We start from the raw sequence: 23,830 nt of genomic DNA, 5'->3' as shown, positions 1-23,830 counted from the left end.
CGAGGAGCCGCCGGCGGCGTCAGGCGCGGCGTCGACGGCGTATCCTGGCAGGAACTTGGCATCCAGGCCGTTGTTGGTGGCGATCTGGGCCAACATCATCATCTTGCTGGATGGCGCCGGCTTCAGCAGGCGGTCGAAGCATTCCAAGATGGCGAGCTCTCCGACGATCTTGGAATTGTTCGGGCCTTGGGTTGAGAACGTGCCGGTTTTTCGAACGGCCGGCAGGACCTGGCCTACTACCCACTCCTCAAACTTTTCGGCGGCGGGCAGCTTCGATTTCATCACCAGACGGTAAAGGTCGCGCTCTGGAATGATGGTCATGAAACCACCACCCTGTTTCGGGGTAGTGGTCGCGGCCTTGCAGTGACGGGCCACCGCGTTCTCCGGCTTGGAGTAGCCAAGGGCATCAGCGACGTCACGGGCAATAAACCATGGTTCGCCAAGCTTATCGGTGATGACGCGAATCGCGGCGCCATCGAAGTCGAACGGAATAACGGAGGAACTGCGCGACACGTTTTCCGACTCGTGAAAATGTGTCGCGGGCTTTTTGAGGGCCTGTACATCGGTGTTAGAGGTATGCATAATCGGCCTCACAGATGCTTTTGTTGTATGCAGTTGAAAGAGCCGGGATCGCACCCCGGCTTTTTTGTGCCTGCGGTTTGGGTTTTCTATTCAAGGGCTTCATCAGGGCCTCCCTTTTCCGGGCCTATTGAGTCCTTCGGCGGGTCACGCCGTGTCACCGGCAGATTCCGAAGTTTTCCGGAACCCTTTGGCCTGGTCTTCTCGAAGAAACGCTCCGCTCCAAGCTTTGCGGCGTATTCGTCAGGCGTCATGCCTGCTGCTTTCGCCAGTCGTTCAAGCTTTTCGTAAAGCCTTCCATCGATCCCATGGCAGATCGTGGTTTCAGGCACAGGGCCTCCTGTAGGCCTTCAGGCCATGTGGCGTTCATCGGTAACATCGCTCTCGACGATGCTTTCCAGCTTCTCCTCGACGCACATGCGCACGAACACTGCGAGCTGCAACTTGTGCAGGCGGGCCACGGCTTTTAAGGCCTCGTAGGTTTCATCGTCGTAGCGGGACTTGATCTCCCGGTCTTTCAAGTGACGGCTGTCGTCGTAGGCCATAGGGGTCTTGCTCCTTGGTGAATGGAAAGTGGTTATGCAGCGGTTTGCTTGGTCGAGTTGGCGGGGTCGTCGTGACGGCTCGCGGTAAGCTGCCCGGCGGACTCCTTCTCCAACACGCATTGCATCGGGTAGGAGAAGCCGCCAGCAGATCGGCACTGCGAGACTCGGCTACGGGTGACGCGCAGGGCTTCACCGATCGCGCCGGGCGAGCCGAAGAATTGCAGGGCTTGGTCATAGGTCATTTAAGGTTTCTCCATTTTTCTATGGGGGAGTTTAGAAATATTAACAGACGAAAGCAAGTTATCTAAACCGCTCAATGTTTAGAATCCTTAACCATGAATTTCAGCGAACGAGTCAAGGCGCGCATGGAGGCTTTGGGCCTCCGCGCTACCGATATCAGTGAACGGACAGGCGTCTCGCGGACGACCGTCTCTTTTTGGCTGTCCGGAACCAACGGCGCGAAGGGCAAGAACCTGCTCGCGCTGGCAAAAGCACTCGAGTGCTCGCCTGATTGGCTATCGGATGGTGTGGGGTCGCCCTGTGATGGAAGGGCGAATGCCCTTTCTCCGATCGAGCCTTGGGATGAAAACACGCCACTGGAGGACGACGAGGTCTACGTCCCCTTCCTTCAAGAGGTTGAGCTGGCCGCCGGCTCCGGCCGGTTCGTAATTGAGGAAAGTGACAGCGCCAGGCTGCGCTTTTTTAAGAAGGACCTACGCCATAACGGCGTCCAGTTCAGTAACGCCAAATGCGTGAAGGTGGGCGGGAACAGCATGCTTCCCGTGCTGCGTGACGGCGCTACAGTGGGCGTGAACATTGGCAAGAACACCCTGAGCGATATCGTCGACGGTGACATGTACGCCATCAACCATAACGGTCAGCTCCGTGTGAAGCAGGTTTACCGCCTACCCACGGGGATCAGGCTGCGCAGCTTCAACCGGGACGAGCACCCGGATGAGGACTACACGTTCCAGCAGATCCAAGAACAACAGATATCGATCCTGGGGCACGTGTTCTGGTGGGCGATGTATTCTCGATGAGGCATGAGCGCACCATTTACATGTAAGCCTTTTCCTACAAAGTCTATAGCCAAACTCCTATGCATATGTACATGCACGTCTTCCCCGCCTCTATTAGAATCGTTTCGCCGACCCACAGCGCAACACAATCTTCATGTGAAAAGCGTTGCGATGTTTCATCAGTGGTCTAAAGTCCCAGCATCAGGTGGTCGATAGTGAAATTAGCATTTGGAAAATAATTTCGTGACTTGGTGACTTTTTTGGACGAATGGCTGTCAAAGTGATAGCAATGCGATGGCGTCGTTGATATTCTCGCGACCCCATCGAAGCCAGAAAAAGGATTGCTGGATGACCACAAATGTCTATGACCAGGCGAAACTACTCGTAACGAGCGATTCAAGATGGTCAATTCTGACTGATTTTGGGGTCATCTATGTAGATGACACAGGCTTTGACAAAATTGAAGTTTCCAAGGATCACGCATTCGTTTTCGCCGGAAATGCAAGCGTGATACAGCAATGGAAGGATTACATTCGCGCCTCCCAGGCTGGCATTCCGTTAGCTCGACCCTCGGCTAAAGGAATTTCGCTACTGGTTGCGAAAATGGGTTGCGGGACGTTTGTTGAGGCATACGGCCAAGATATTTCGCTTCCTAACAAAGCCAAGCCGGTCGTCAGCTTCGCTGGCACCGGTGCGCACCACGCGGCCGTATGCTGGCTAACAAACAAGTGTGGAAAGCGAGCAATCGATAGCGCGAAGGCGCGAGATTACTACAGCGGCGGTACCGTATCCTTTTTGGAACTTGATACCCGCGTTGGTAATCAACAGAACAACCGTAACGCAGATAAGCTTACCGAGGCTTTTCTAGACAAGGGGATGGTTATGTACACACCAGGAATTAACAGCTCATCCGTACCGCTTGATCAAGCGGCGGCAAGTGACCCGCGTGTTGCTGAGTGGCTGAAGAAAATCGCCGAAGGATCGGTAGAAATCCAAGCTCCCTGCGACTCGATGTTTGCTGAACCTACCGATGAAGAGAACGCACGCCTTGACGCGGCCATGGCCTCGATCTTCGGTTAAGTTCAGCTGGACCGAGAAGCCCGGCCCAGCGCCGGGCTTCTTGTTTCTGCACCTCCGCTATGTGCCCTCACCTACCCCCTCGATGGCATGCGCATAGAAAGCTCCCGCTTCCTCGACCAGATCCCGCCAGTCGTGCCTATCTATGATTCCCTGCACCTTGAAGTCGTCAGCCATCTTTAGCAGCTCATCATACTGCTCTTCGACGTCCATCCGGATTTCCGGCTCGTCCAGCAGCTTGTGCCAAGCGGCTAGGGCCTGCTCTCTACGATCATCGCTCATGGTGTCTTGCCTCGGTAGCTTGTGAATCGGTAGAGATCAGATCGGGCCAGGCGTTCAGCCTTCGCGACTGACGGCGCTGCGGATGGTGGCTCCGCGCCACGAGTGTTAATTTAGCGGATTGAATTCCAAGGAGCGGTTTAATGATTACTAAGATGTCTGGCTTCAAATTTTGGATTGGTGCCGCCATGGTGCTCGCACTGAGTGTGCAGCAGGCCCGCGCCCAGTCATCCAAAGAGGATTTGGCAGAATGCAAGCGCATGGAGCAATCGGCGAAAACGGTAATGGAATCAAGGCAGTCAGACGTTCCAATGTCCCGGCTTTGGGAGATCGCCGAAGAATCCGAAAACGAGTACATAAAGGAAATGTACAAAATGCTCATCCGCAGCGCGTACGAAAAACCTAGGTTCGCGGTGGAAGAGAATCAGGAAAAGGCCGTAGTCGAATTCCAAAACGATTTTTTCTCTGCATGCATGCGAAATGCTGAGAAAAGAAAGAAAGCAAAATAGACCCAGACCACCTCCAGAGCCCGCCACAGAGCGGGCTTTTTTGCGCCTGGGCAAAAGCAAACTCAAATTTTGTTAAGTTTTCTAAAAATAAGGCTTGACCAATCTTGTTAAGTTTTCTAAATTCACCTCAACGCCAAGCAACAAGGCGCCAGGGCCTCAACAGACCCGCCGCTCTTTAACAGCTCAAGATCCTCGCTATCGACTACCCCGAGTTTCATCTGGTAAGGGCGAGCAACAAATAGTCGATGCCATGCCAGCTCTGGAACTGGCCGTGCTCCCACATGTGAGTACGCGAAACCACGCAAGCCACCCGATGTGACGCCAGAAGCGGCAGCGGGCAGCGAGAGGACTCCGGCGATCCGCGTGGTGGAGATGAAACACCCACAGATTTACTGATGCCGCTTCTATGAGGCGGCATTGGAAATCAACTGGAGGAACACAGCATGAGCATCACATTCGACGCAGATAGCGTCAGCGTTGAAAGCGTCGGTCGGAACAGCCAAGTGCGGGTTACGGTTGACAGCAAACGCAGCGATATAGCCGAGGCGCTGGACATCGACGACCGCCTGCATGATCTGGAACCGCACGAGATCGTGAACCACATTGGCGCGGGCAAGCTGCTGGAAACCATGGACGAGGCCGAGATATCCGAATGGCTGACCAGTAGCAACGTAGATCCGAACGATTTCCTCAGTGCTATCGGCGAGGAAACGGTTTTGAAGTGGCTCAACAACGAGTGAACAACCAGCGCCACGACAGCCTGTCGTTAACTGCCCGAGCACCTGGTCCTCCCCAGCACCAGGCCGCATCGGAGTGTGATCTGGCGAACATGTAGGCTAACCGCGCATGTACACAGCCAATATGCGAGGGGTAACGACCTCGGGAAGAAAGTTTGTCCACGCCCGGCGGCAAGCGATTGCGAAGGCGTGGCAGGGAGGCACACCTGTTGGTGTCAACCGGGATTTGCGGTCCGGACAGATCACACCCCGATGCGGACGAAACTGCGGCCTATAACCGCCCACCTGCATCAATCTCCACTGGGTTGCGAGTTCGCGGCCGGGAGAAATCAACACGGCGGTGAAAGTCCGCGCCGGAGACGTAACCGGCAACCCCCCTTCCCCGCCTGTACCCGTCAACACTCTCCCCCCCGCCCATCGGCAACCAGCGGGAGGCATGAGTTTTGAGCGAGTACAGGTGAACCAACCACTGAGGAATCCGAAATGGAATACATGGCAGCTCAAATGGATCGCCAGATCGAAGGCGCCGAGCAACGACACAACGCCGCTCTTGAGGAGGGCGGCAATCCGGCCTTCCCAGTCGCGGCCAGTGAGTATGGCGGGCACGGCACCGTCTTCGGCTTGACCATTCGCGATTACTTCGCGGCCAAGGCCATGCAAGCACTGATTGAAGGTGCTCTGGCGAGTGATAGCGACTTCCCGCAGCGGGAGAACGTTTCAGGGCGCGCCTGGGGCTATGCCGACGCCATGCTCGCCACCCGGTCTACATAAACAACCCAGTACTGGAGTTCGTCATGAGCGATACCTCAAATCCGCGCCGAGTGAGGGCCCGGGTAAGCCGAATTGTAACTGAGCTGGCAATTGTCACGCTGGACCGACACGGCAATGTCGATGAGTTCGTTGAATCACTTGATGAGATTGAAAGTGCAGATATCGAACTTCTATCCATAGATAGCGTGATCAGCTACCACGACTGACCCGCCACCTGGAGGCAACCATGAACGCAGCTTTGAAACTCAGCCAGGAGCGTTTCGACGCTCAGTTGCCTCCGCCTGTGAGCGAGAGCCCACAGGAGATTGCCCGGGCGGAATGGATCTACAACGCGGTCGAGCAGCTTGTTCAGTTCGGTGCAAATGTAGCCTTTCAAGGGCGAGAGCATCCCGCCAAAACAGTTACCTCGCACCAATTCGCCATGGCTGTCGATGAGTACGTCAACGGCAGGCTTGAGGATTGCGAAATCGTCACCGCATCCCTTGGTTACTTGGTGATCGCGGCCATGAGCGGGCGATACGACAAGGCTGCCGCCGCCGAGCTGCTGGGCCCCAGCGACCACCCACTCGGCAAGCTCGGAGAAATCGCACAGGCCCTTATTGAGCCCTTGGCTGATGACGCCCTGATCGCCCAAGCAGAGGACAACGAGCTGTGACCATGAGCCCGCACGTCCTCATCGGCGAGGAGCTGGAAACCCTTGAGCATCCAGAAACCCCGGTCAGTTGGTCGGTGATGATCCAGAAGACCCTCACCGAAATGCTGGCCGATGGACGCATCGACGTCGAAGAATTCGCCCACTACTGCAAGCGCCTCAACAAGATCGTTGCCGGGCGCAAGGAGTTGTCATGACCACGCCAATCCATAAGTCGCTGATCGATGAGCAGATCGCCGAGGTCGAGCGTCGCATCGCCATCCTAGGCTTCGGCCTTCCGTTCAATGAGGTCATCGGGCGCAAGCGTGAAGACCTGGTGCGCGATCTGAAGGCGCCGCTGTCGGTCACCATGAAAGGCGGCCGCATTGCCGTGAGGGTTCGAAATGAACATTGATTGGAGCAAGGCGCCTGAATGGGCTGTCGCACATGCGCTTTATGCGTTCGGCGGCGCGATCAGTGAAGTGTGGGTTGGCAAAGAGCAGTATCAACGGCTTGATCAGCCAAAGCCGTTCCCTTACGGCGGCGGTGTTGGGGATGCGCGCCACAATCCCCGTCGGTATCAGTTCCTCTACGAAACCCTTCGGCCTTCACCCTGGAACGGCGAAGGCCTGCCGCCTGTTGGGACGGTGTGTGAGTTCGAAGCCTACGCTGCCGGCAACCCGATTTGGAAAGAATGCCGCGTCATCGCCCACGATGAAGGCTTCGCGGTCATAAATTACAAGAACAACTACAGCGCCTATCGAGCTGGCAAGTTCCGCCCCATCCGCACGCCCGAGCAGATCGCGGCGGAAGATCTCTACCAGATCCTCAACGAGGAAGGCACAATCGCCGACCAGGTAAACGCTATCCTCAAGGCCGGCTACCGCAAGCAGGTGGCGCCATGACCCGCCAGCAACTGCGCAGGCTCTACACATGGCGCGGATCAGCAATCGTCCTTCTTCTCTGCACGGCCTGGATGCTTGCAAGCGCCTACGCCGATCGCATCACCTCCTAACTCACACCTTCAAGCGCTGCGCACGTCGCGGCAAGGATTCCCCGTGGACAACTGGATCAAGTGCAGCGATAGGCTGCCAAATCTCAAAGATGACTCCGTCCTGGCCTATGCCGACGGGACATCGCCGCACGCTGGGCGCCACGCATGGCCAAAAGGCGGAATGGACATGGTTCATATCCAAGACTACTTCGGGGATGTCACCGCCGGTCTCGATGATGAGGGCAATCAGCTCTACACGAAGATGTACTTGGGCAACGGCGTCACCCACTGGCAGCCGCTCCCCGCTCCACCTGCCGAATAATCCCCCTTCACAGCGCCCCTCTCCGGAGGCGCGGAGAACAGTCGTGTCCAACGAATCGAAAACCCACTTCAAGAAGGCCTTCAACAGCCCCTATTTGAGCAGTGCCGACATCGTCGGCTACATGACCTTCACCATTGCTCATGTGAGGCTGGAGCAGGACAAGACGAAGAAGACCAAGGACATGTTCAACACGGCCTACTTCGTTGAGCGCGAGATCCGCCCAGGCGAAAAGCTCAAGCCGATGATCCTGAACGTAACCAACAGCAAGACCTTGAAGGCTCTGACCAACTCGCCATTCATCGAAGACTGGCAGGGCGTAAAGGTCACCATCTACGTGGATTCGAATGTGAAGTTTGGCCGCGAGGTGATGGAAGGCCTGCGCATCAGCCCCAAGGCGCCGACGGTTGCGTGGCTGACTCCGGAAGTCGTTAGGCCCTGGGCAAACGCCAAGGCTGCGTACAAGCGCGACGGCAACCTGGATGCAGTTCTCGCCCGGTACTCCATGACAGAAGAACACCAGCAGCAACTGATCCAGGAGTGCGGCGATGAATCGGCAGTGGCATGACGTCGAGCAGAACACCGAGGCATGGGTGCAGCTTCGTATTGGCAAGGCAACCGGATCCAACGCTGGGTGCTACATGGCAAACGGTGATGCAGCCTTCGGAGAGCCTGCCAAGAAATATGCCCTACAGGTCGCGCTGGAGATCGCCACCGGCCGCAAGGCTGAGTTCAGCTTCTCCAGCGACCACACCGAGCGCGGACATGAGCAGGAGCCCATCGCCAGGATGTACTACGAGGACGCCGAGTTTGTGACCGTCACCAACGGGGGGTTCTTCGACTGTGGCGGCCATGGCGACTCCCCGGACGGCCTGATCGGTACCGACGGCGTCATTGAAATCAAGTGCGTAACGGCAGCGGTTCACTACGCCACGTTGAAGAGGGGCTCATTCGACCCCGCGTATCGCTGGCAACTGGTCAGCCACCTTGATTGCACGGGCCGAGATTGGGTGGACTTTGTCAGCTTCTGTTCTGAATTCCCCGAGGCCAGCCAGTTGATCGTCTACCGATCGACGCGTGACGACTTCAAGGAAGAGCTCAAGAAGCTCGCCGAGCGCCGCGCCAAGTTCCTTGAGCTGGTCCAGTCCACATTGTCGAGCATCCCGAGGTAGCGAATCGTGATAAGCCTTGAACTCAGCAGCATCCAGCAGAAAGACACCGACCGCACATGGCTTGCCCAGGCCATGGATGGATACCTGGCCAAGGGCCGGGTCATTGAAGTGGTTCCGATCAGCCGCAGCCTGTTCAACCCAACCCCGTTCAACAGCGAGAAGATCGCGCCGTCGGCAGCCAGTGAGAAGTCACCGGCTCAGCGCAACTTCGCGATCCGCGCCGCGAAGGAAGCCAAGAAGAAGGCGTACCAGGCGGACATCGCAGAGAAGATGAAGGCCTACCACCACAAGGGCATCTGTGCGGCGGCCAAGGGCCTGGGCATCAGCGCCCGCACTGCCCGGCGCATCGCCGATGCCTTTGGCGTGAGGTTCAGCCGGATAACGGCTAAAGAAGGCCAGACCCTGGCACCGCGCATCAAGGCGATGATCCTTGAGGGGCTGACCCAGGAGCAGATGTGCGCCGAGCTGGACATCACCCGTGCCGTGCTGAAGCGGATCGCGAGCGAGAACGGTCTACGGTTCCGCTGCCCTTCTGCCCTGGCAAGGGATCGGGCGTTGGTCGTGCGCATCAAGGCCATCCGCGATATTGGCTGCTCCCGGGCGGCCTGCGCCAGGAGGCTGGAAATCAACCCCAAGGTCTTGCTCAGGCTCATCGCCGAGTACGAGATCAGCTATCCCCTTCATGGGGAAGCGCCGGAGGCGGCATGAGTAAGCGCAAAGCCCATAACCTCAAGGCCAGGATCGAGCGGTCCTGCCGGGCCCTGCTGAGCACCAATCACGTCTGCGTCGTCAACATCGATCCCAGCGGCCGGCAGTGGATGTTCAACTGGAAGACCTGCCGAGTCATCCGCAGCCGGCAGGTGTGTGATGCAATCTTCGATGTCGCCCACAACTGGACGATCTACATCAGCGGCCTGTGCGTGCGCCAGGACGGAAGCGAGTACCTGAAGTCCATGGAGATCGCGCCGAATGGGATGTACCTCGCCAGCCAGCTCACCGAGGCGATCGAGCACTGCTACACCGAGGTGCGCGACAGCTGCAACCCTCGGCACCTGGTGGCCCATGGCTGGATTGCCATCCCCAGTTCGATATCGCTGGACGAAGCCCAGGCCGCGAAAGTCTTTGCCGCCGCCGGCGCCTGGAATCAGGTGAAAGCAGCGTGAGTCGCTTCCGCACCCAACAACGCAAACGACAGACATGGCTGGCACTGCCGGCCAGTGGAATTGAAGAGGTAGGCCATGGCCGAGGAACAGCAGCCGACGGCGGAAGCCATCAAACAGAAGAAAAAGCGCGAGAAGGCGGCCGCCAAGAATTCCGCGCTGGGCATCGAGAAGTTCACAGTTGAGGTGGCCGGCGTGTTCAAGCCGGACCTCAAGCGGGTCATGAAAGCCCACGGCATCGACAACCAGCAGGACATTCACCAGCGACTGCTGAAGAACCTGATCGCGGCCGACTTCGAAACCCAGGCTTGGATGCTTCGGTGTGTCACGACACCTTATGAGATTCCAGAAAAGGTGTCGCGAGCATTTTACGAGAAGAGCATGGCTGAACTGGCCACAGATTCGGGGGACGAGATCATCTCTCCGTCGGCTTATTCAAAGTAGACGTCACGCGGCTCGTAATCCCGGAGGATGGAGTGGGATTCAGATGGGCAGTCAGAGTGTCCGACCATTCCCTTCCAAAACTCCTCTGTGAACCAGCCGTTCAGTCGGAAGTATCGGCAGGCGAATACTAAATCCATCCGCTCCCAGCTTGAACCATTTCGGACACCGTAGTGATCCTCAAGCTGGTAGAACGTAATGGTCTTTCCTTCTCGCTCAATCCCATCTAGAAAATCCCCAAGCTCATCTACTTCGGCTTTAGAGATTTTGAAGCTTTCTTCATGGGGCAAATGCCAGTCGCATCCGTGATGCCCAATAGGAAACAAATCCTTTTCCCAGGCAAAGGCGTAAGCCTGGCTGACATTCTTCGTCGCGGAATTGCTCGTGAACAGACTCAGGATCTGAAACTTCTGAATGTTGTAAAGCGCTTTTTCTATTGCTGACATCCACTTACTCCTTGTCCTCAGCGGAATGCTGAGTAATCAGCACAAATACCCCAACCCAAACCAAATTGCCACCACCGGCCACGGAGGGCGGCGCCTGACTCACGGAAGTGACGGATCTGGCGGATAGGGCCCCATCAGTTTGTGTATGTTTGGCCAGACCATAAACGCTTGGGTCGCCTTTCCGGCGCGAAGGCAATACACCAGAAATTCTGACTTGCTTCCGCTACTGACCCTATAACGGTATTTTCCGCACCCATCGACCTCGGCTTCAGTGAGAGCTCGACTGATACCTGGATTATCAGCCTTTATCCAAGGAGCCGGATAAAGCTCTTCCAGTGACTGTGCCGATCCCGTCAGAGGCAGCAGACCAAAAAACGCCAACACCATTCGCTTCACGAGAAACTCCTTCCGGCTCCATGCCGGGCCATCAACCAATAGCCCACAAACCCACTTCACGCCACCCTGGCGAGGCGAAGCCATGGCCGCTTACTACAACGAGATCGACCCATACGCTGCCCAGTGGCTGCGCAACCTGATAGAGGCCGGCCACATTGCGCCCGGCGTCGTGGACGAAAGGAGCATCGAGGATGTCCACCCAAGCGACCTGCGCGGCTTCACGCAGTGCCACTTTTTCGCCGGAATCGGCGTCTGGTCTCTCGCCCTTCGGCGCGCCGGCTGGACAGATGATCGACCTGTTTGGACCGGTTCCTGTCCGTGCCAACCTTTCAGCGCGGCAGGCGAAGGACTTGGGTTTGATGACCCAAGACACCTATGGCCGACTTTTGCCTGGCTCATCAAGGAGTGCAAACCTCCAGTCATCTTTGGAGAGCAGGTTGCGAGCAAGGCTGTCGAGCCTTGGGTCGACCTTGTACACGCTGACGTGGAAGCCATGGAGTACGCCTTCGGGGCCGTGCCGTTTCCGTCTGCGGGCGTCGGTGCGCCGCACATCAGAGACAGACTCTTCTGGGTGGCCGACTCCCACTGCGAGCTTGGCAGACAAGGGGGTCCGGTCGACCGAGGGCGGAATTCGAGAAGCAATGCGCAAGCACGGCCCGGACCTTGGGGCGGTAGCTTGTCTGACGGGATGGCCTACGCCAATGGCGGGAACGCCGGCACAGAACGGGAACAACGCGGCAGGAAACAACGATTCCAGCCGCAAGACAGTGGAAGTCATATCTTGGCACGCCAGCAGCTGGGCGACCCCGTCGGCCAGGGACTGGAAGAGCGCGTCGGCCACGGAAGAATTCTTGGCGGGACGACTGGAACAGGGCCGGGGCAAGCCGTTGAGCGAGCAGACATTCACATTGGTCGGGAGCCAGCCGGCCCGGTTAACGGCCAGTGGCGAAATGCTGACTGGCTTCATTGCCGGGATGGAAAGTGGCGGCCAGTTGAACCCGGCACATTCCCGCTGGCTCATGGGGCTCCCTCCCGAGTGGGACGACTGCGCGCCTACGGAAACGCCATCAATGCTGAAGCGGCGACGCAATTCATAGCTGCCTACCTCGAAACCTGATTCCCCCCACTCCACCGCCCGGGCCTGGCCCGGCAAGGACTCCCCGTGAAACGGATTTATATCAGCGGTCCCATGACCAACATGCTCGACCTGAACTTTCCGCTCTTCCACGCCACGGCCGCCAGCCTTCGCGAAGCCGGGCACACCGTCATCAACCCTGCCGAGCTGAACCCTGAGCCCGGGACCTGGAGCGAATGCATGCGCCGCGACATCGCTGCCCTGATGGAATGCGACACCGTGGCGACCCTTCCCGGCTGGCAGGACTCCCGCGGCGCCAGCCTGGAAGTCCACATAGGGAAGGAGCTCGGCATGCGTGTTGTGAATGCCCATGATCTGGTATCTATGGAGATTGCAGGATGAGCGACGTTCAAAGGTTCTGGTGCCATGAAGCAAGCAACATCCGCTGCGTGCGTGAAGCGGACTTCGACCGCGTCACCGCCGAGAACCAGGCCCTGCAACAGCGCCTGACCACGGCAGACCAGCGCATTGACGAGCTGCTGGTGATGCTCCGACAAGCCTGGGGAACTGACCATATCTCGGCTGAAGATTGCCGACGCATCGAAGACGCCATCAACCAAACAACCGAGATCCCACAATGAACATTCCTGAAGGCTGGAAACGTATCAATGACGGGGATTCCATCAAGGAATACCTAACCGTCCTCAAAGTCGGCAAGGGTGACTACGAAGTGACCGCCACGCATGGCGGTCTTATTGCGAAACTACCTTCCGGGGGTTTCGAATTCAGGCCTGATAAGCATCCGGGGCTGGATCATTTTTTCGTTTTCTCTGGAAAAACTTTCGCAACAGGTTGGAGGTTCGTCGGCATGCGTTGCACGCACTTCAGTAACGGTGAACCGATGGGTAGCAGTTTTCCATTCGGGGTTACGAACACCTCAGAAGAAGCCCCTCAACCGGTTGCCTGGATGAGCCGGTGCATCAAGGGTGACCGCATGGGCACGGTCGAGCAGTGTGAACCAGATGGCCCGAATAACCGCGAGTATTGGTCAGCCGCGTTCCCTGTCTACACCCACGCCGATGCGGGCGGGGTTGCATGCCCTCCAGGCCATGAGCTTGTGGCGCTCCCTATCGACGGTGACGACAGCTTACGGGGCGACCCATGCGAGACGGTCGATTCCGCGTTGACGATGTTGGATTTTGCGTTGTCCTTCGCACTCTGCAACCGAGAGCACGTTGGAACCCGACGTGACGTGAAAAAGGCACAGCGCTTTTTGGAGCAGGCCAAGGCACTCCGCGCAGCCGATGCGGGCGAGGTTGCTCCCGAGTGCTTCTGCGTCGAGCATGGAATGCATATCGAACAGTTGCGCGCCCAGTTGGCCGAGCAGCATGTTTTGCTTGCTCAGTGGCTATCAATGTTCCAGGGCGGGATTTCGTCAAGTCCGTTAAGTGTGCTTCGTGAGCTAACGCGCAAATCCCTATCCGCCAGCGCAGAGCCTACCGACGAAGATCGGCGCATGAACCCGTGCAAGCAAGGACACCGCGATGTCGGCGCGGCCGGTGGTGTTGCACACTGCTACACCTGCGACGAGAAGATCACCGCGTCCACCACCCAGGAGGCCTTCGAGCAGTGGAACGCAACGCACCAAGCCGCAGAGCCTGGAGAAGACAAGCCATGATTGACCTCAACGGTTTATCACCGGCGGCCCGCTCTGCTGCAATGCGCGGCGGAACTTCGGGCTGGGGCCAAGTCGGCGGCCTACCCGAACAGATCCGGTATATGGAGCCTCGTCCAAAGCGCCCAGGCCGGAAAAAGAGGTGTCACTGTGGTTGCGACACACCGAAAACACATCTTGGTATGGCCAACGGCGTGTGCTTGACGAGCGGCTGCGAGCTGTATGTCCGGCGCTGGGTCAAATCACGATAGGAGTACATCTGTACTCCACCCCTCTATAACCCCTTCCCCTATCAAGCCTGCCCATGTGGCGGGACAGGTGCGCCCGATGATCATCGACGACGTAATGACCGACAAAATCACTCTCCACGGCCTGGGCTTCGTCCAGGTCCAGCTCGAAGGCAATCAGCGCCTACATGTCTGGCACCCTGAATTGCCGCGCCGGGCCTGTTTCGAGCACTCGGCTATCCATGACCACCGTTTCGACTTTGTATCGCGTGTTCTGGTTGGCCAGCAGCGCAACATTGAATTTCGCTGCGATCCTTCGCCGGCCGGCGCCTACATGCTGTACCTGCATGAAGGGGCACGCACTGCTTGCGGTGGCCGGCCGTGGACGCCCGACGGCCGCGCTCACATGGTCGAGATCAGCGACGAAACGATCCCCGCGGGCCTGACATACAAGCAGCACGCGTACCACTTCCATCGCACCGTGCCTGCAGGGGACGGCAAGGTGGCCACGATCATGCAGAAGCTGATGGAGTACTCGCGAGGAGCCCATTCAAGCTGTGTGGTGGGGATAAAGCCTGACGACGAATTCGACCGGTTCCAGTGGTCGCCGACCAAACTCTGGGAAGTTGTCGCCGATGTGCTGATCGGCCAGCGGGTGACCCCATGATCTCCAAAGCCATGGTCCTCAGCACAATCCTGTGGGGCCTTCTCATCCTATCTGCTGCATTGGTGATGTCATGAGCGAAAAGATGATTGAGCAGTTCGAGGCGTGGCTACGTCGTGAATACCGGCTTGATGAAAAGGACGATATCAACTTCAACAACCCAGAGGTTGCAGCGATGCTGAAAGGCTGGCAGGCCTCCCGAGCCGCCGTGGCGGTCGAACTGCCGGCCCGCGTCGATACGAAGCCGTACGCCTGCTACGAGGGCGGCTGGAATGACATGCACGACGAAGCCCGCGAAGCTATCGAGGCCCAGGGCCTGAAGGTGGCGCCATGAGCGAAGTCCATCGCTACAAAGTCGTCAAGATGCTTTCGGAGGGCGGCAATCGGATCAGTTACGACCCGCATGGCCCGGAAGTCGTGATGGCATCCGCCTACGACCAGCTCAAGGCCGAGAACGAGGCACTGCGCAAGGATGCCGAGCGGTATCAATGGGTTTCCAGCGGAATGCAAGAGGCCGAAACCCTTGTTTCGATAGTTTCCTGTCATGGTGGTTATGCCGAAAAGATCGGCGAGCGTGTTGACGTGTACGTGGAGGCGAGCAAGGAGTGCGGCATCGACGCCGCCATGAGCAAGGAGGTTGAGCCATGATCCTCCCCCTGCTCTACATGGCCTGGCTGGTTTATCGAGGGCCCAGGCCATGACCGGACAAAACACGAAGGAATTTTACTCAGTCGAGCAGGCTTCTCAGCACGCCGCCGAGTGGTGCAAGCGCAATCCAGCATGGAGCCGGATCTGTGATATCCCAGATCACTCCGTGTTTTACAAAACCTACGACGAGATCCCAAAGCGCGAACGCGCCTACTGGGAAAAGAACGGCGGCGAAGAATGCTGGCGAGAATTCGGGTCCGCCCCAAGCAAGGTGCCTACCGGGTTCATCTCTGGAAAGGGAGAGTTTTTCGACCACGTTCTCAAGGTGCCTCTCCATCACAACATGATGATGGTGTTTCGCGTTGGCAGAAGCTGGAAACCGTGACCCTTTAGCAGCAACCCATCCCCCAATCCCCCTACAGCCTGCCGGTGAATGGCGGGCGAGGATAACTATTGCCATGCCAAACCATGTGACCAACAAGGTGCACGCCCCAGCCCACGTCCTGAAGTCGTTGATCAACGAAAGCGGCAAGATCGACTTCAACACCATACTCCCGTTTAGCGGCTGGTTTCCCTGGAACGGGATCAGTGGCCGGGCTGAAACCACTGCGGAAGCAATCACCCGCCAGCCGCTGAACGAACACCCACTGATCGCTGGACTTGAACGCCGAAATCGGGCGGAAGCCAATGTGCTGGAACTGAGCGAAGAATGCTTCGAGCAGTTCGTTCAAATGCTGCGCAACAAGCGGAGCACAGGGTATTTCCATTCGCTCGACTTTGCCCGGGAAGTCTGGGGCACAAAGTGGAATGCTTACGACCAGATGATCGACCTGGATGCCGGCGAGCTGTCGTTTGACACCGCGTGGTCGTGCCCTCTTCCGGTCCTGATTGAGCTTTCAAAGCGCCACCCAGATGACGAAATCACTGTCCGTTATGCGGACGAAGATCTCGGTAGCAATTGCGGGACCGTGAAGATCAAGGCTGGGGAGACTGTTTCGTCGGAGGTGCCCGGCCGCTGGGAGGAAATGAGCGAAGAGCAGCGCCAGCAATGGACTGCCTGGGCTCGCGACGTGAAGGGCTGGCCAGAAGACGAAGACGACGAATAACCCCTCACCACCTTCTGCCGCCAAGCGCGGCATGGAGCACATCATGGCAAAAGTCATTGCCCAAATCACGGTAAAGCTCCCGCGCCTCATGGAGGTGAGCGAATATCGAAAGCTGCGGTATGCCGGGGGGAAGCCCAGCGTGCAGCAGTTGAAAAAATGGATTGAGGAAGGCGAAGTGGTTGGAGAGGTAAAGGGAGGGATGTATTTCGTGGACATCCAAGCGGCGGTGATGGGCTCGAATGACCCTCTCCTGGCTCAGATGATGGAGATTGGCTGATGGCTGCTCGGCCGCGCACCCTCAAAAATAGGAAGCTGCCGCCAAATCTCTACCCCAACGGGAAATATTGGCGGTACCGCAACCCGATCACAGGGTTAATGACCAGCATCAACCGGCCCCTGGAGGAGGCAATCAAACTGGCCCGGGCCGCCAACCTCAAACTCGCCGCGCTGGTCGTCGACGACGGTGCCCTGCTCACTCTGCTAACAGGCGATCGCCTGCCTACCGCCAGCAACCTGCTTCAGCGCTTTCATGATGAATGGGTCGTGGAGAAAGGCTACGCGGCGCGAACCCTGGAAGAGATCAAGTTCAAGCTTGAGCGATATCGGCAGGATCTGGGTGGCCGGCTGATTGGGCAGTTGGATGTGCTCGCCATGGCTGAATACCTGGACCAGTTCAGCAACAACGCCTACACCAAGCACCGGGGGCTATGGGTGCAGATATTCTCCTTCGCCGTGGCCAAGGGTCTGGCAGAACGTAATAACGCCGAGCTGACCCTTGTGAAAAAGGAAGCAGAGAAGAAGCGCCAGCGGCACACAGTCGAGGGGCTGAAGCTCATTATCGATGCCGTCACCACGCCACCGTGGCTGAAGCGAGCCATCCGCCTGGGCCTGACCAGCCTCCAGCGTCGGGAGGATATCGTGACCTGGCTGAAGTCGGCGGTCGACATGGAGAAGAACACCTTAACCGTATCGCCGGGCAAGACCCAGGGTTACGACAACCCGGTTCACCTGAAGATCACCATGGGTGCCGCGCTGCGCGAGGTGGTCGGTGAGTGCCTGCGTTCGCCGCTGGCTTCGCCCTACCTGATCCACTACAAGCCGAAGGCTCGGCGCCGGGAGCAGATCGAAGCAAAGGATCACTGGACGTCGGTGACACCGGACTACCTGACGAAGGAATTCAGCAAGGCTCGGGATGCTGCGCACGCCTACGACCATGTACCGGCTGGTGAGCGCCCCACTTTTCACGAGATCCGCGCTTTAGGTGCTTGGCTGTACGAGCAGCAGAACTTCCCGCAGGAATACATCCAGGCGCTGCTGGGCCACGCGGACGAGAAGATGACGAAGCACTACCAGGAGGGGCACGGCGAAAAGACAATCGACTACGTTGAGGTGAGCGCCGAACTGGCGTTCTGAGGTGGGGGTTTTGCAAAAGTTTTGCAAAAGTTTTGCAAATCGCAGAAAACAAAAAGGGGTTACCGTTTCCGGTAACCCCTTCTAGACCGCCCAGCAGAGCGGATTTTGTTTGGTAGGCGCGATTGGACTCGAACCAACGACCCCCACCATGTCAAGGTGGTGCTCTAACCAACTGAGCTACGTGCCTGCTGTGAGGCGGCATTCTACGGAATTCCAAAGGGGTGTCAACACCTTTTTTTCACCTAACCCTATGAATATGCAAAATATTTAATTTCCCCCGCCGGGCGAAGATTTGCCGGTGGCTGGCGGGCGATTTTTATCTCGGGTAGGATCTGCGCATTCGTAAAAAATATAAAACAGAGGTTGCAGAATGGCGAACACTCCCTACCCAGCGTCTTATTACGCCGCGTCGGCCAATCCGGCCCCGTCGCGCCCGGCCCTGCAGGATGACGTCGAGACCGATGTATGTGTGATCGGCGCGGGCTACACCGGCCTGTCCTCTGCTCTGTTTTTGCTGGAGAACGGTTTCAAGGTCACGATCCTTGAAGCAGCCAAGGTTGGTTTTGGTGCATCGGGTCGCAACGGCGGACAGATCGTTAACAGCTATAGCCGCGACATCGACGTGATCGAGCGCAGTGTCGGGCCCGCGCAAGCGCAGTTGCTGGGCAACATGGCGTTCGAGGGCGGTCGGATCATTCGCGAGCGGGTGGCGAAGTATCAGATTCAGTGCGATTTGAAGGATGGTGGTGTATTCGCCGCGCTCACGGCCAGGCAAATGGGCCACCTGGAGTCCCAGAAGCGTTTATGGGAGCGTTTTGGTCACACCCAGCTGGAGCTGATGGATCAGCGCCGTATTCGCGAAGTAGTGGCTTGTGATGAGTATGTCGGCGGGATGCTGGACATGAGCGGCGGGCATATTCATCCGCTCAATCTGGCGCTGGGCGAAGCGGCGGCGGTGGAGTCTTTGGGCGGGGTGATCTATGAGCAGTCGCCGGCCATGCGCATCGAGCGCGGCGCCAGTCCCGTTGTGCATACGCCTCAGGGCAAGGTCAGGGCCAAATTCATTATCGTGGCGGGTAACGCCTACCTCGGCAATCTGGTGCCGGAGCTGGCAGCCAAGTCCATGCCGTGCGGTACACAGGTGATAACCACCGAACCCCTGGGTGAGGAACTGGCTCACAGCCTGCTGCCCCAGGATTATTGCGTCGAGGACTGCAACTACCTGCTCGACTACTACCGGCTGACAGGCGACAAGCGCCTTATCTTCGGCGGCGGCGTGGTGTATGGCGCGAGGGATCCGGCGAACATCGAAGCGATTATCCGGCCGAAGATGCTCAAGGCCTTCCCGCAACTCAAGGATGTGAAGATCGACTACGCCTGGACCGGAAACTTCCTGCTGACGTTGTCACGTCTTCCTCAGGTCGGACGCCTGGGGGACAACATCTATTACTCCCAGGGTTGCAGCGGCCATGGCGTGACCTATACGCACCTGGCGGGCAAGGTACTGGCGGAGGCACTGCGTGGTCAGGCTGAGCGTTTTGATGCGTTTGCCGACCTGCCGCACTACCCGTTCCCGGGTGGCCAGTTGTTGCGTACGCCATTTGCGGCGATGGGCGCCTGGTATTACGGGTTGCGGGATCGGCTTGGGTTTTGAGGTCCCGCCCCAAGCGCTTCGTGGATGTGGAAAGGGGCTGCTTCGCAGCCCAGCGGGAGCAAGCTCCCTCGCCACGATTCTCATCATTATGCTGAAAACAAAAAACCCCGGTCTCTCGACCAGGGTCTTTGCTATCGATGGGAAGAAGCCTAGGGCTTTCTTCTTAGCTTCAAGGCGTTCAGCGGGCCTCGAAGCAGATATGGCGCAGCGGACGGGACTCGAACCCGCGACCCCCGGCGTGACAGGCCGGTATTCTAACCGACTGAACTACCGCTGCGTATCGCTGTGGACTTGCGTCCAGTTAACTCGTCTGATCAAAACCCTAGGGCTCTTGATCTCGAACCAGGCGAACCTGCCTCGGAAAATATGGCGCAGCGGACGGGACTCGAACCCGCGACCCCCGGCGTGACAGGCCGGTATTCTAACCGACTGAACTACCGCTGCGCGTCGGTGGAGGCTTTTGACAGCTTCCGTCTTGCTTTCGCAAGACTCTCGTAAAACATGGTGGGTGATGACGGGATCGAACCGCCGACATTCTGCTTGTAAGGCAGACGCTCTCCCAGCTGAGCTAATCACCCTTTGCTTCGTTGAGGCCGCGAAATTTACGCAGGTGCCGAAGCTAAGTCAATAGCAGGATTGGTTTTTTTCAAAAACAGCTTCGAGCGGCAAGCTTCAAGCTGCAAGTCAGAAGCGCCGACACCACACAGTCGCTTGCAGCTTGTAGCTCGCCACTTGCAGCTGCCCCCTCACTCATAAATCATTTTCTTGGTCATGCCGCCGTCTACCACGAACTCCTGGCCCGTGACGAAACCGGCATTGCGTGACAACAGCCACGCCACCATCGCTGCCACGTCCTCCACCGTGCCCACCCTCCCCGCCGGATGCTGGGCGTGGTCTGCGTCAGTCAACGGCTCAGCGCGACGCTGGGACGGATCCCGCGCGTCGATCCAGCCCGGGCTGACGGCGTTGACCCGGATCTCCGGGCCAAGGCTGATAGCCAAGGCATGGGTCAGGGCCAGCAAACCACCCTTGCTTGCCGCATAGGCCTCGGTATCAGGCTCCGATTGGCCGGCGCGGGTCGAGGCCAGGTTGACGATGGCGCCGTTGTGGGCGCGCAGGTACGGCGCACAGTGCTTGGCCAACAGCATCGGCCCGCCCAGGTTCACCGCCAGGACCCGATTCCAGTAGGCCAGGTCCAGGCTTTCCAGGGTGATGTTGTGCGGGTCGGCAATGGCCGCGTTGCACACCAGCGCGTCAAGCCGCCCGAATTGCCCGAGCACTTCGGCAATACCGGTGGCGACCTGCGCCTCGTCCGCGACGTCCATGGCGATAAACCAGGCGTTGTCACCCAAGGTCTTCGCCACTTTGGAACCGCGCTCGCGGTCCAGGTCGGTCAACACCACCTGCCAGCCTTCGCAGATCAGCCAGGCAGCGATGCCCAGGCCGATGCCGCGTGCGGCGCCCGTAACCAGTGCGACCCGGCCATGAGTGCCGCTGGGCGGCGTAGCCAGCTCGATCACAAAGCCGCCAACCCACGAGCCAGATCGGCTTGCAGGTCGGCCACGTCTTCCAGACCGACCGCAACGCGGATCAGGCTGTCACGAATGCCCGCCGCTTCACGCTCCTGGGGCGACAAACGGCCGTGGGAGGTGGTGCTCGGGTGGGTGATGGTGGTCTTGCTATCACCCAGGTTGGCAGTGATGGAGATCAGCCTTGTCGCGTCGATGAAACGCCAGGCGCCCTCCTTGCCCCCCTTGACCTCAAAGCTCACCACCGCGCCAAAACCGCGCTGCTGGCGCACGGCCAGGTCATGTTGCGGATGACTCTTGAGGCCGGCGTAATGCACTTTCTCGATGCCGTCCTGCTGTTCCAGCCACTCGGCCACGGCCTGGGCATTGGCGCAATGGGCCTTCATCCGCAGGCCGAGGGTTTCCAGGCCCTTGAGGAAGATCCAGGCGTTGAACGGGCTGAGGGTCGGCCCGGCGGTGCGCAAAAAGCCCACCACCTCTTTCATCTGTTCGCCACGACCGGCCACCACGCCACCCATGCAACGCCCCTGGCCGTCGATGAACTTGGTCGCCGAGTGCACCACCACGTCCGCCCCCAGCTTCAAGGGCTGTTGCAATGCCGGGGTGCAGAAGCAGTTATCCACCACCAGCATGGCGCCCTTGGCGTGAGCGATTTCCGCCAGCGCGGCGATATCCACCAGCTCGGCCAGGGGATTGGAAGGCGATTCGACAAACAGCAGCCTGGTATTGGCCTTGATCGCTGCATCCCAACCGGACAAATCCGCCAGGGGCACGTAGTCGACTTCGACACCGAAGCGCTTGAGGTACTTTTCGAACAGGCTGATGGTCGAGCCGAAGACGCTGCGCGACACCAGCACGTGGTCACCACCACTGCACAGGCTCATGACCACAGCCATGATCGCGGCCATGCCGGTGGCGGTCGCCACGGCCTGTTCGGCGCCTTCCAGGGCGGCGATGCGCTCCTCGAAAGCCCGTACGGTCGGGTTGGTGTAGCGCGAGTAAACATTGCCCGGCACTTCGCCAGCAAACCGCGCAGCCGCATCGGCGGCGGTGCGGAACACGTAGCTGGAGGTGAAGAACATCGGATCGCCATGCTCGGCTTCCGGTGTGCGGTGCTGGCCCGCACGAACCGCCAGGGTATCGAACGCTACGCCCTCAAGGTCGCTGTCCAGCCGACCGGCATCCCAATCCTGACTCATGCTGCCACTCCTTCAATCGGTTAAACGCAAACCGGCCCCTCAGGGCCGGTTCGTCTATCAGTTGTTGTACAGATCGATAATCGCACTGACCGCCTGAGTCTTCGCCTTGGACGCATCGTTACGTGCGTGCTCGATCTTGTTCAGGTAGGCCTCGTCGATGTCGCCGGTGACGTACTTGCCGTCGAATACGGCGCAGTCGAATTGCTCGATCTTGATTTTGCCCCCGCCAACCGCTTCGATCAGGTCCGGCAGGTCCTGGTAGATCAACCAGTCGGCGCCGATCAGGTCAGCCACGTCCTGGGTGCTGCGGTTGTGAGCGATCAGCTCATGGGCGCTCGGCATGTCGATGCCGTAGACGTTCGGGTAACGCACGGCCGGGGCCGCAGAGCAGAAATACACATTCTTGGCGCCGGCTTCACGAGCCATCTGGATGATCTGCTTGCAGGTGGTGCCTCGGACGATGGAGTCGTCCACCAGCATCACGTTCTTGCCGCGGAATTCCAGCTCGATGGCATTGAGCTTCTGGCGTACGGATTTTTTCCGTGCCGCCTGGCCCGGCATGATGAAGGTACGACCGATGTAGCGATTTTTGACGAAGCCTTCGCGGAACTTGACGCCCAAGTGGTTGGCCAATTCCAGGGCTGCCGTGCGGCTGGTGTCCGGGATCGGGATGACCACGTCGATGTCATGGTCCGGACGCTCGCGCAGGATCTTCTCGGCCAGCTTCTCGCCCATGCGCAGGCGTGCCTTGTACACCGAGATACCGTCGATGATCGAGTCCGGGCGCGCCAGATACACGTGTTCGAAGATGCATGGGGTCAGGGACGGGTTGGTCGCGCACTGACGGGTGTGCAGTTTGCCGTCTTCGGTGATGTACACCGCTTCGCCTGGCGCCAGGTCACGGATCAGGGTAAAACCCAGCACGTCCAGGGATACGCTTTCGGAGGCGATCATGTACTCGACGCCTTCGTCGGTGTGACGCTGGCCGAACACGATCGGACGGATGCCATGGGGGTCGCGGAAACCAACGATGCCGTAGCCGGTGATCATGGCCACGACCGAGTAGCCACCCACGCAACGGTTGTGCACGTCGGTCACGGCGGCAAACACGTCTTCTTCGGTAGGCTGCAGCTTGCCGCGCTGGGCCAGCTCATGGGCAAACACGTTGAGCATCACTTCCGAGTCGGAACTGGTGTTGACGTGGCGCAGATCCGATTCGTAGATCTCCTTGGCCAGCTGCTCGACGTTGGTCAGGTTGCCGTTGTGCGCGAGGGTGATGCCGTACGGCGAGTTGACGTAGAACGGCTGGGCCTCGGCCGACGTCGAACTGCCCGCCGTCGGGTAGCGCACATGGCCGATGCCCATGTGGCCGACCAGGCGCTGCATGTGGCGCTGGTGGAACACGTCACGTACCAGGCCGTTGTCCTTGCGCAGGAATAACCGGCCATCATGGCTGGTCACGATACCGGCAGCGTCCTGGCCGCGGTGCTGGAGCACGGTTAGCGCGTCATACAGCGCCTGATTGACGTTCGACTTACCGACGATACCGACGATGCCACACATGC

The 23,830-nt window shown here is 58.7% G+C and carries 37 protein-coding genes and 4 tRNA genes; 28 read left to right on the top strand and 13 right to left on the bottom strand.

Going from position 1 to position 23,830, the window contains the following annotated elements; all coding sequences use genetic code 11:
- From ACLEJR_RS24970 to ACLEJR_RS24955, 4 genes are all read right to left on the bottom strand, one after another.
- Positions 1 to 582 (bottom strand): BRO-N domain-containing protein (locus ACLEJR_RS24970; protein ID WP_440817264.1); only part of this gene is annotated, 582 nt, incomplete at its 3' end.
- Positions 583 to 668: 86 nt separating this feature from the next.
- A complete protein-coding gene (locus tag ACLEJR_RS24965; protein WP_440817262.1) occupies positions 669 to 911 on the bottom strand; it encodes a hypothetical protein in 243 nt (80 codons plus the stop codon).
- Between the two features lie 18 nt (positions 912 to 929).
- A complete protein-coding gene (locus ACLEJR_RS24960; protein WP_150052257.1) occupies positions 930 to 1,124 on the bottom strand; it encodes a hypothetical protein in 195 nt (64 codons plus the stop codon).
- Positions 1,125 to 1,156: 32 nt separating this feature from the next.
- The gene (locus ACLEJR_RS24955) at positions 1,157 to 1,366 is read right to left on the bottom strand and encodes a hypothetical protein (RefSeq protein WP_440817260.1); all 210 of its coding nucleotides are present in this window, start codon (positions 1,364 to 1,366) and stop codon (positions 1,157 to 1,159) included.
- A gap of 93 nt (positions 1,367 to 1,459) precedes the next feature.
- On the opposite strand from ACLEJR_RS24955, the gene ACLEJR_RS24950 reads away from it, so the two are divergent.
- Both ACLEJR_RS24950 and ACLEJR_RS24945 read left to right on the top strand, forming a co-directional pair.
- Complete coding sequence (locus tag ACLEJR_RS24950; RefSeq protein ID WP_440817258.1) at positions 1,460 to 2,164, top strand: S24 family peptidase; 705 nt, start codon at positions 1,460 to 1,462, stop codon at positions 2,162 to 2,164.
- A 327-nt stretch (positions 2,165 to 2,491) separates the two neighbouring features.
- Complete coding sequence (locus ACLEJR_RS24945) at positions 2,492 to 3,223, top strand: hypothetical protein (protein WP_440817256.1); 732 nt, start codon at positions 2,492 to 2,494, stop codon at positions 3,221 to 3,223.
- 57 nt (positions 3,224 to 3,280) lie between these two features.
- On the opposite strand, the gene ACLEJR_RS24940 is transcribed toward ACLEJR_RS24945, so the two are convergent.
- The gene (locus ACLEJR_RS24940; protein WP_440817253.1) at positions 3,281 to 3,502 is read right to left on the bottom strand and encodes a hypothetical protein; all 222 of its coding nucleotides are present in this window, start codon (positions 3,500 to 3,502) and stop codon (positions 3,281 to 3,283) included.
- A gap of 140 nt (positions 3,503 to 3,642) precedes the next feature.
- Here ACLEJR_RS24940 and ACLEJR_RS24935 point away from each other — a divergent pair, with 140 nt between their 5' ends.
- From ACLEJR_RS24935 to ACLEJR_RS24870, 14 genes are all read left to right on the top strand, one after another.
- Positions 3,643 to 4,008 carry a hypothetical protein gene (locus tag ACLEJR_RS24935; protein WP_440817251.1) on the top strand — a complete coding sequence of 122 codons (366 nt, stop codon included), beginning with the start codon at positions 3,643 to 3,645 and terminating at the stop codon, positions 4,006 to 4,008.
- Positions 4,009 to 4,451: 443 nt separating this feature from the next.
- A complete protein-coding gene (locus tag ACLEJR_RS24930) occupies positions 4,452 to 4,748 on the top strand; it encodes a hypothetical protein (protein WP_440817250.1) in 297 nt (98 codons plus the stop codon).
- A gap of 480 nt (positions 4,749 to 5,228) precedes the next feature.
- The gene (locus tag ACLEJR_RS24925) at positions 5,229 to 5,516 is read left to right on the top strand and encodes a hypothetical protein (protein ID WP_440817248.1); all 288 of its coding nucleotides are present in this window, start codon (positions 5,229 to 5,231) and stop codon (positions 5,514 to 5,516) included.
- 23 nt (positions 5,517 to 5,539) lie between these two features.
- Positions 5,540 to 5,722, top strand: coding sequence for a hypothetical protein (locus tag ACLEJR_RS24920; protein ID WP_440817246.1), 183 nt, complete (start codon positions 5,540 to 5,542; stop codon positions 5,720 to 5,722).
- Between the two features lie 20 nt (positions 5,723 to 5,742).
- Positions 5,743 to 6,171 carry a hypothetical protein gene (locus tag ACLEJR_RS24915; RefSeq protein ID WP_440817243.1) on the top strand — a complete coding sequence of 143 codons (429 nt, stop codon included), beginning with the start codon at positions 5,743 to 5,745 and terminating at the stop codon, positions 6,169 to 6,171.
- Positions 6,172 to 6,173: 2 nt separating this feature from the next.
- Complete coding sequence (locus tag ACLEJR_RS24910; protein WP_440817241.1) at positions 6,174 to 6,365, top strand: hypothetical protein; 192 nt, start codon at positions 6,174 to 6,176, stop codon at positions 6,363 to 6,365.
- Entirely contained in the window at positions 6,362 to 6,562 is a 201-nt protein-coding gene (locus ACLEJR_RS24905) for a hypothetical protein (RefSeq protein ID WP_440817238.1), read from the top strand. The genes ACLEJR_RS24910 and ACLEJR_RS24905 overlap by 4 nt, the downstream gene beginning before the upstream one ends.
- Positions 6,552 to 7,052 (top strand): hypothetical protein, encoded by a 501-nt coding sequence (locus ACLEJR_RS24900; RefSeq protein WP_440817235.1) that lies wholly within the window; start codon positions 6,552 to 6,554, stop codon positions 7,050 to 7,052. The genes ACLEJR_RS24905 and ACLEJR_RS24900 overlap by 11 nt, the downstream gene beginning before the upstream one ends.
- A 153-nt stretch (positions 7,053 to 7,205) precedes the next feature.
- Positions 7,206 to 7,463 carry a DUF551 domain-containing protein gene (locus ACLEJR_RS24895; protein ID WP_440817233.1) on the top strand — a complete coding sequence of 86 codons (258 nt, stop codon included), beginning with the start codon at positions 7,206 to 7,208 and terminating at the stop codon, positions 7,461 to 7,463.
- 43 nt (positions 7,464 to 7,506) lie between these two features.
- Positions 7,507 to 8,028 (top strand): hypothetical protein, encoded by a 522-nt coding sequence (locus tag ACLEJR_RS24890; protein ID WP_440817231.1) that lies wholly within the window; start codon positions 7,507 to 7,509, stop codon positions 8,026 to 8,028.
- Positions 8,009 to 8,632 (top strand): YqaJ viral recombinase family protein, encoded by a 624-nt coding sequence (locus ACLEJR_RS24885; protein ID WP_440817228.1) that lies wholly within the window; start codon positions 8,009 to 8,011, stop codon positions 8,630 to 8,632. Before ACLEJR_RS24890 ends, ACLEJR_RS24885 begins: the two co-directional genes overlap by 20 nt.
- A 6-nt stretch (positions 8,633 to 8,638) precedes the next feature.
- Positions 8,639 to 9,340, top strand: a complete 702-nt coding sequence (locus tag ACLEJR_RS24880; RefSeq protein WP_440817226.1) for a hypothetical protein — start codon at positions 8,639 to 8,641, stop codon at positions 9,338 to 9,340.
- Positions 9,337 to 9,795, top strand: coding sequence for a hypothetical protein (locus ACLEJR_RS24875; protein ID WP_440817225.1), 459 nt, complete (start codon positions 9,337 to 9,339; stop codon positions 9,793 to 9,795). Before ACLEJR_RS24880 ends, ACLEJR_RS24875 begins: the two co-directional genes overlap by 4 nt.
- A gap of 75 nt (positions 9,796 to 9,870) precedes the next feature.
- Positions 9,871 to 10,236, top strand: coding sequence for a hypothetical protein (locus ACLEJR_RS24870; protein ID WP_440817222.1), 366 nt, complete (start codon positions 9,871 to 9,873; stop codon positions 10,234 to 10,236).
- Here the strand turns inward: ACLEJR_RS24870 and ACLEJR_RS24865 are convergent.
- Positions 10,224 to 10,679: a hypothetical protein gene (locus ACLEJR_RS24865; protein WP_440817220.1), complete on the bottom strand. Its 456-nt coding sequence runs from the start codon at positions 10,677 to 10,679 to the stop codon at positions 10,224 to 10,226. The two genes, ACLEJR_RS24870 and ACLEJR_RS24865, sit on opposite strands and share 13 nt — an antisense overlap.
- A gap of 478 nt (positions 10,680 to 11,157) precedes the next feature.
- Between ACLEJR_RS24865 and ACLEJR_RS24860 the strand changes: the two genes are divergently transcribed.
- From ACLEJR_RS24860 to ACLEJR_RS24810, 11 genes are all read left to right on the top strand, one after another.
- A complete protein-coding gene (locus tag ACLEJR_RS24860) occupies positions 11,158 to 12,192 on the top strand; it encodes a DNA cytosine methyltransferase (protein ID WP_440817218.1) in 1,035 nt (344 codons plus the stop codon).
- A 45-nt stretch (positions 12,193 to 12,237) separates the two neighbouring features.
- Positions 12,238 to 12,552 (top strand): DUF4406 domain-containing protein, encoded by a 315-nt coding sequence (locus tag ACLEJR_RS24855; RefSeq protein WP_440817216.1) that lies wholly within the window; start codon positions 12,238 to 12,240, stop codon positions 12,550 to 12,552.
- Positions 12,549 to 12,791, top strand: coding sequence for a hypothetical protein (locus ACLEJR_RS24850; RefSeq protein ID WP_440817215.1), 243 nt, complete (start codon positions 12,549 to 12,551; stop codon positions 12,789 to 12,791). Before ACLEJR_RS24855 ends, ACLEJR_RS24850 begins: the two co-directional genes overlap by 4 nt.
- Positions 12,788 to 13,828 (top strand): hypothetical protein, encoded by a 1,041-nt coding sequence (locus ACLEJR_RS24845; RefSeq protein WP_440817213.1) that lies wholly within the window; start codon positions 12,788 to 12,790, stop codon positions 13,826 to 13,828. Before ACLEJR_RS24850 ends, ACLEJR_RS24845 begins: the two co-directional genes overlap by 4 nt.
- Before the next feature lie 324 nt (positions 13,829 to 14,152).
- The gene (locus ACLEJR_RS24840; protein ID WP_440817211.1) at positions 14,153 to 14,719 is read left to right on the top strand and encodes a hypothetical protein; all 567 of its coding nucleotides are present in this window, start codon (positions 14,153 to 14,155) and stop codon (positions 14,717 to 14,719) included.
- A gap of 70 nt (positions 14,720 to 14,789) precedes the next feature.
- A complete protein-coding gene (locus ACLEJR_RS24835) occupies positions 14,790 to 15,050 on the top strand; it encodes a hypothetical protein (protein WP_440817209.1) in 261 nt (86 codons plus the stop codon).
- Entirely contained in the window at positions 15,047 to 15,364 is a 318-nt protein-coding gene (locus tag ACLEJR_RS24830; RefSeq protein ID WP_440817206.1) for a hypothetical protein, read from the top strand. Before ACLEJR_RS24835 ends, ACLEJR_RS24830 begins: the two co-directional genes overlap by 4 nt.
- Before the next feature lie 49 nt (positions 15,365 to 15,413).
- On the top strand, positions 15,414 to 15,749 hold the full coding sequence (locus ACLEJR_RS24825) for a hypothetical protein (RefSeq protein WP_440817203.1): 336 nt from the start codon (positions 15,414 to 15,416) through the stop codon (positions 15,747 to 15,749).
- Between the two features lie 73 nt (positions 15,750 to 15,822).
- A complete protein-coding gene (locus ACLEJR_RS24820; protein ID WP_440817201.1) occupies positions 15,823 to 16,470 on the top strand; it encodes a hypothetical protein in 648 nt (215 codons plus the stop codon).
- Positions 16,471 to 16,513: 43 nt separating this feature from the next.
- Entirely contained in the window at positions 16,514 to 16,747 is a 234-nt protein-coding gene (locus ACLEJR_RS24815; protein WP_215002355.1) for a hypothetical protein, read from the top strand.
- Entirely contained in the window at positions 16,747 to 17,883 is a 1,137-nt protein-coding gene (locus ACLEJR_RS24810) for a tyrosine-type recombinase/integrase (RefSeq protein ID WP_440817198.1), read from the top strand. Before ACLEJR_RS24815 ends, ACLEJR_RS24810 begins: the two co-directional genes overlap by 1 nt.
- 110 nt (positions 17,884 to 17,993) lie before the next feature.
- Here the strand turns inward: ACLEJR_RS24810 and ACLEJR_RS24805 are convergent.
- Positions 17,994 to 18,070, bottom strand: a tRNA-Val gene (locus ACLEJR_RS24805).
- 183 nt (positions 18,071 to 18,253) lie between these two features.
- On the opposite strand from ACLEJR_RS24805, the gene ACLEJR_RS24800 reads away from it, so the two are divergent.
- Positions 18,254 to 19,537 carry an NAD(P)/FAD-dependent oxidoreductase gene (locus tag ACLEJR_RS24800; RefSeq protein WP_440817195.1) on the top strand — a complete coding sequence of 428 codons (1,284 nt, stop codon included), beginning with the start codon at positions 18,254 to 18,256 and terminating at the stop codon, positions 19,535 to 19,537.
- A gap of 200 nt (positions 19,538 to 19,737) precedes the next feature.
- On the opposite strand, the gene ACLEJR_RS24795 is transcribed toward ACLEJR_RS24800, so the two are convergent.
- The 6 genes from ACLEJR_RS24795 to purF all read right to left on the bottom strand — a co-directional run bounded on the left by ACLEJR_RS24795 (position 19,738) and on the right by purF (position 23,828).
- Positions 19,738 to 19,814, bottom strand: a tRNA-Asp gene (locus ACLEJR_RS24795).
- 90 nt (positions 19,815 to 19,904) lie between these two features.
- Positions 19,905 to 19,981 (bottom strand) — tRNA-Asp (locus tag ACLEJR_RS24790).
- 58 nt (positions 19,982 to 20,039) lie between these two features.
- Positions 20,040 to 20,115, bottom strand: a tRNA-Val gene (locus tag ACLEJR_RS24785).
- A gap of 168 nt (positions 20,116 to 20,283) precedes the next feature.
- On the bottom strand, positions 20,284 to 21,057 hold the full coding sequence (locus tag ACLEJR_RS24780; protein ID WP_245143900.1) for an SDR family oxidoreductase: 774 nt from the start codon (positions 21,055 to 21,057) through the stop codon (positions 20,284 to 20,286).
- On the bottom strand, positions 21,054 to 22,265 hold the full coding sequence (locus tag ACLEJR_RS24775; protein ID WP_440817193.1) for an O-succinylhomoserine sulfhydrylase: 1,212 nt from the start codon (positions 22,263 to 22,265) through the stop codon (positions 21,054 to 21,056). Before ACLEJR_RS24775 ends, ACLEJR_RS24780 begins: the two co-directional genes overlap by 4 nt.
- Before the next feature lie 57 nt (positions 22,266 to 22,322).
- Positions 22,323 to 23,828: an amidophosphoribosyltransferase gene (purF, locus tag ACLEJR_RS24770; RefSeq protein ID WP_440792709.1), complete on the bottom strand. Its 1,506-nt coding sequence runs from the start codon at positions 23,826 to 23,828 to the stop codon at positions 22,323 to 22,325.
- Positions 23,829 to 23,830: the final 2 nt, after the last annotated feature.

The sequence above is a fragment of the Pseudomonas sp. SMN5 genome, from assembly GCF_052041925.1.
Classification (GTDB): Bacteria; Pseudomonadota; Gammaproteobacteria; order Pseudomonadales; family Pseudomonadaceae; genus Aquipseudomonas.
The sequence above is the reverse complement of the archived record's forward strand: the minus strand, read 5'-3'. Positions and strand labels throughout refer to the sequence as shown.

Coding starts and splice junctions, on each gene's coding strand:
- ACLEJR_RS24960 (WP_150052257.1), bottom strand. CDS start 1,124: ATGGCCTACGACGACAGCCGTCACTTGAAAGACCGGGAGATCAAGTCC.
- ACLEJR_RS24955 (WP_440817260.1), bottom strand. CDS start 1,366: ATGACCTATGACCAAGCCCTGCAATTCTTCGGCTCGCCCGGCGCGATC.
- ACLEJR_RS24950 (WP_440817258.1), top strand. CDS start 1,460: ATGAATTTCAGCGAACGAGTCAAGGCGCGCATGGAGGCTTTGGGCCTC.
- ACLEJR_RS24945 (WP_440817256.1), top strand. CDS start 2,492: ATGACCACAAATGTCTATGACCAGGCGAAACTACTCGTAACGAGCGAT.
- ACLEJR_RS24940 (WP_440817253.1), bottom strand. CDS start 3,502: ATGAGCGATGATCGTAGAGAGCAGGCCCTAGCCGCTTGGCACAAGCTG.
- ACLEJR_RS24935 (WP_440817251.1), top strand. CDS start 3,643: ATGATTACTAAGATGTCTGGCTTCAAATTTTGGATTGGTGCCGCCATG.
- ACLEJR_RS24930 (WP_440817250.1), top strand. CDS start 4,452: ATGAGCATCACATTCGACGCAGATAGCGTCAGCGTTGAAAGCGTCGGT.
- ACLEJR_RS24925 (WP_440817248.1), top strand. CDS start 5,229: ATGGAATACATGGCAGCTCAAATGGATCGCCAGATCGAAGGCGCCGAG.
- ACLEJR_RS24920 (WP_440817246.1), top strand. CDS start 5,540: ATGAGCGATACCTCAAATCCGCGCCGAGTGAGGGCCCGGGTAAGCCGA.
- ACLEJR_RS24915 (WP_440817243.1), top strand. CDS start 5,743: ATGAACGCAGCTTTGAAACTCAGCCAGGAGCGTTTCGACGCTCAGTTG.
- ACLEJR_RS24910 (WP_440817241.1), top strand. CDS start 6,174: ATGAGCCCGCACGTCCTCATCGGCGAGGAGCTGGAAACCCTTGAGCAT.
- ACLEJR_RS24905 (WP_440817238.1), top strand. CDS start 6,362: ATGACCACGCCAATCCATAAGTCGCTGATCGATGAGCAGATCGCCGAG.
- ACLEJR_RS24900 (WP_440817235.1), top strand. CDS start 6,552: ATGAACATTGATTGGAGCAAGGCGCCTGAATGGGCTGTCGCACATGCG.
- ACLEJR_RS24885 (WP_440817228.1), top strand. CDS start 8,009: ATGAATCGGCAGTGGCATGACGTCGAGCAGAACACCGAGGCATGGGTG.
- ACLEJR_RS24875 (WP_440817225.1), top strand. CDS start 9,337: ATGAGTAAGCGCAAAGCCCATAACCTCAAGGCCAGGATCGAGCGGTCC.
- ACLEJR_RS24870 (WP_440817222.1), top strand. CDS start 9,871: ATGGCCGAGGAACAGCAGCCGACGGCGGAAGCCATCAAACAGAAGAAA.
- ACLEJR_RS24865 (WP_440817220.1), bottom strand. CDS start 10,679: ATGTCAGCAATAGAAAAAGCGCTTTACAACATTCAGAAGTTTCAGATC.
- ACLEJR_RS24860 (WP_440817218.1), top strand. CDS start 11,158: ATGGCCGCTTACTACAACGAGATCGACCCATACGCTGCCCAGTGGCTG.
- ACLEJR_RS24850 (WP_440817215.1), top strand. CDS start 12,549: ATGAGCGACGTTCAAAGGTTCTGGTGCCATGAAGCAAGCAACATCCGC.
- ACLEJR_RS24845 (WP_440817213.1), top strand. CDS start 12,788: ATGAACATTCCTGAAGGCTGGAAACGTATCAATGACGGGGATTCCATC.
- ACLEJR_RS24840 (WP_440817211.1), top strand. CDS start 14,153: ATGATCATCGACGACGTAATGACCGACAAAATCACTCTCCACGGCCTG.
- ACLEJR_RS24835 (WP_440817209.1), top strand. CDS start 14,790: ATGAGCGAAAAGATGATTGAGCAGTTCGAGGCGTGGCTACGTCGTGAA.
- ACLEJR_RS24830 (WP_440817206.1), top strand. CDS start 15,047: ATGAGCGAAGTCCATCGCTACAAAGTCGTCAAGATGCTTTCGGAGGGC.
- ACLEJR_RS24825 (WP_440817203.1), top strand. CDS start 15,414: ATGACCGGACAAAACACGAAGGAATTTTACTCAGTCGAGCAGGCTTCT.
- ACLEJR_RS24820 (WP_440817201.1), top strand. CDS start 15,823: ATGCCAAACCATGTGACCAACAAGGTGCACGCCCCAGCCCACGTCCTG.
- ACLEJR_RS24815 (WP_215002355.1), top strand. CDS start 16,514: ATGGCAAAAGTCATTGCCCAAATCACGGTAAAGCTCCCGCGCCTCATG.
- ACLEJR_RS24810 (WP_440817198.1), top strand. CDS start 16,747: ATGGCTGCTCGGCCGCGCACCCTCAAAAATAGGAAGCTGCCGCCAAAT.
- ACLEJR_RS24800 (WP_440817195.1), top strand. CDS start 18,254: ATGGCGAACACTCCCTACCCAGCGTCTTATTACGCCGCGTCGGCCAAT.
- ACLEJR_RS24775 (WP_440817193.1), bottom strand. CDS start 22,265: ATGAGTCAGGATTGGGATGCCGGTCGGCTGGACAGCGACCTTGAGGGC.
- purF (WP_440792709.1), bottom strand. CDS start 23,828: ATGTGTGGCATCGTCGGTATCGTCGGTAAGTCGAACGTCAATCAGGCG.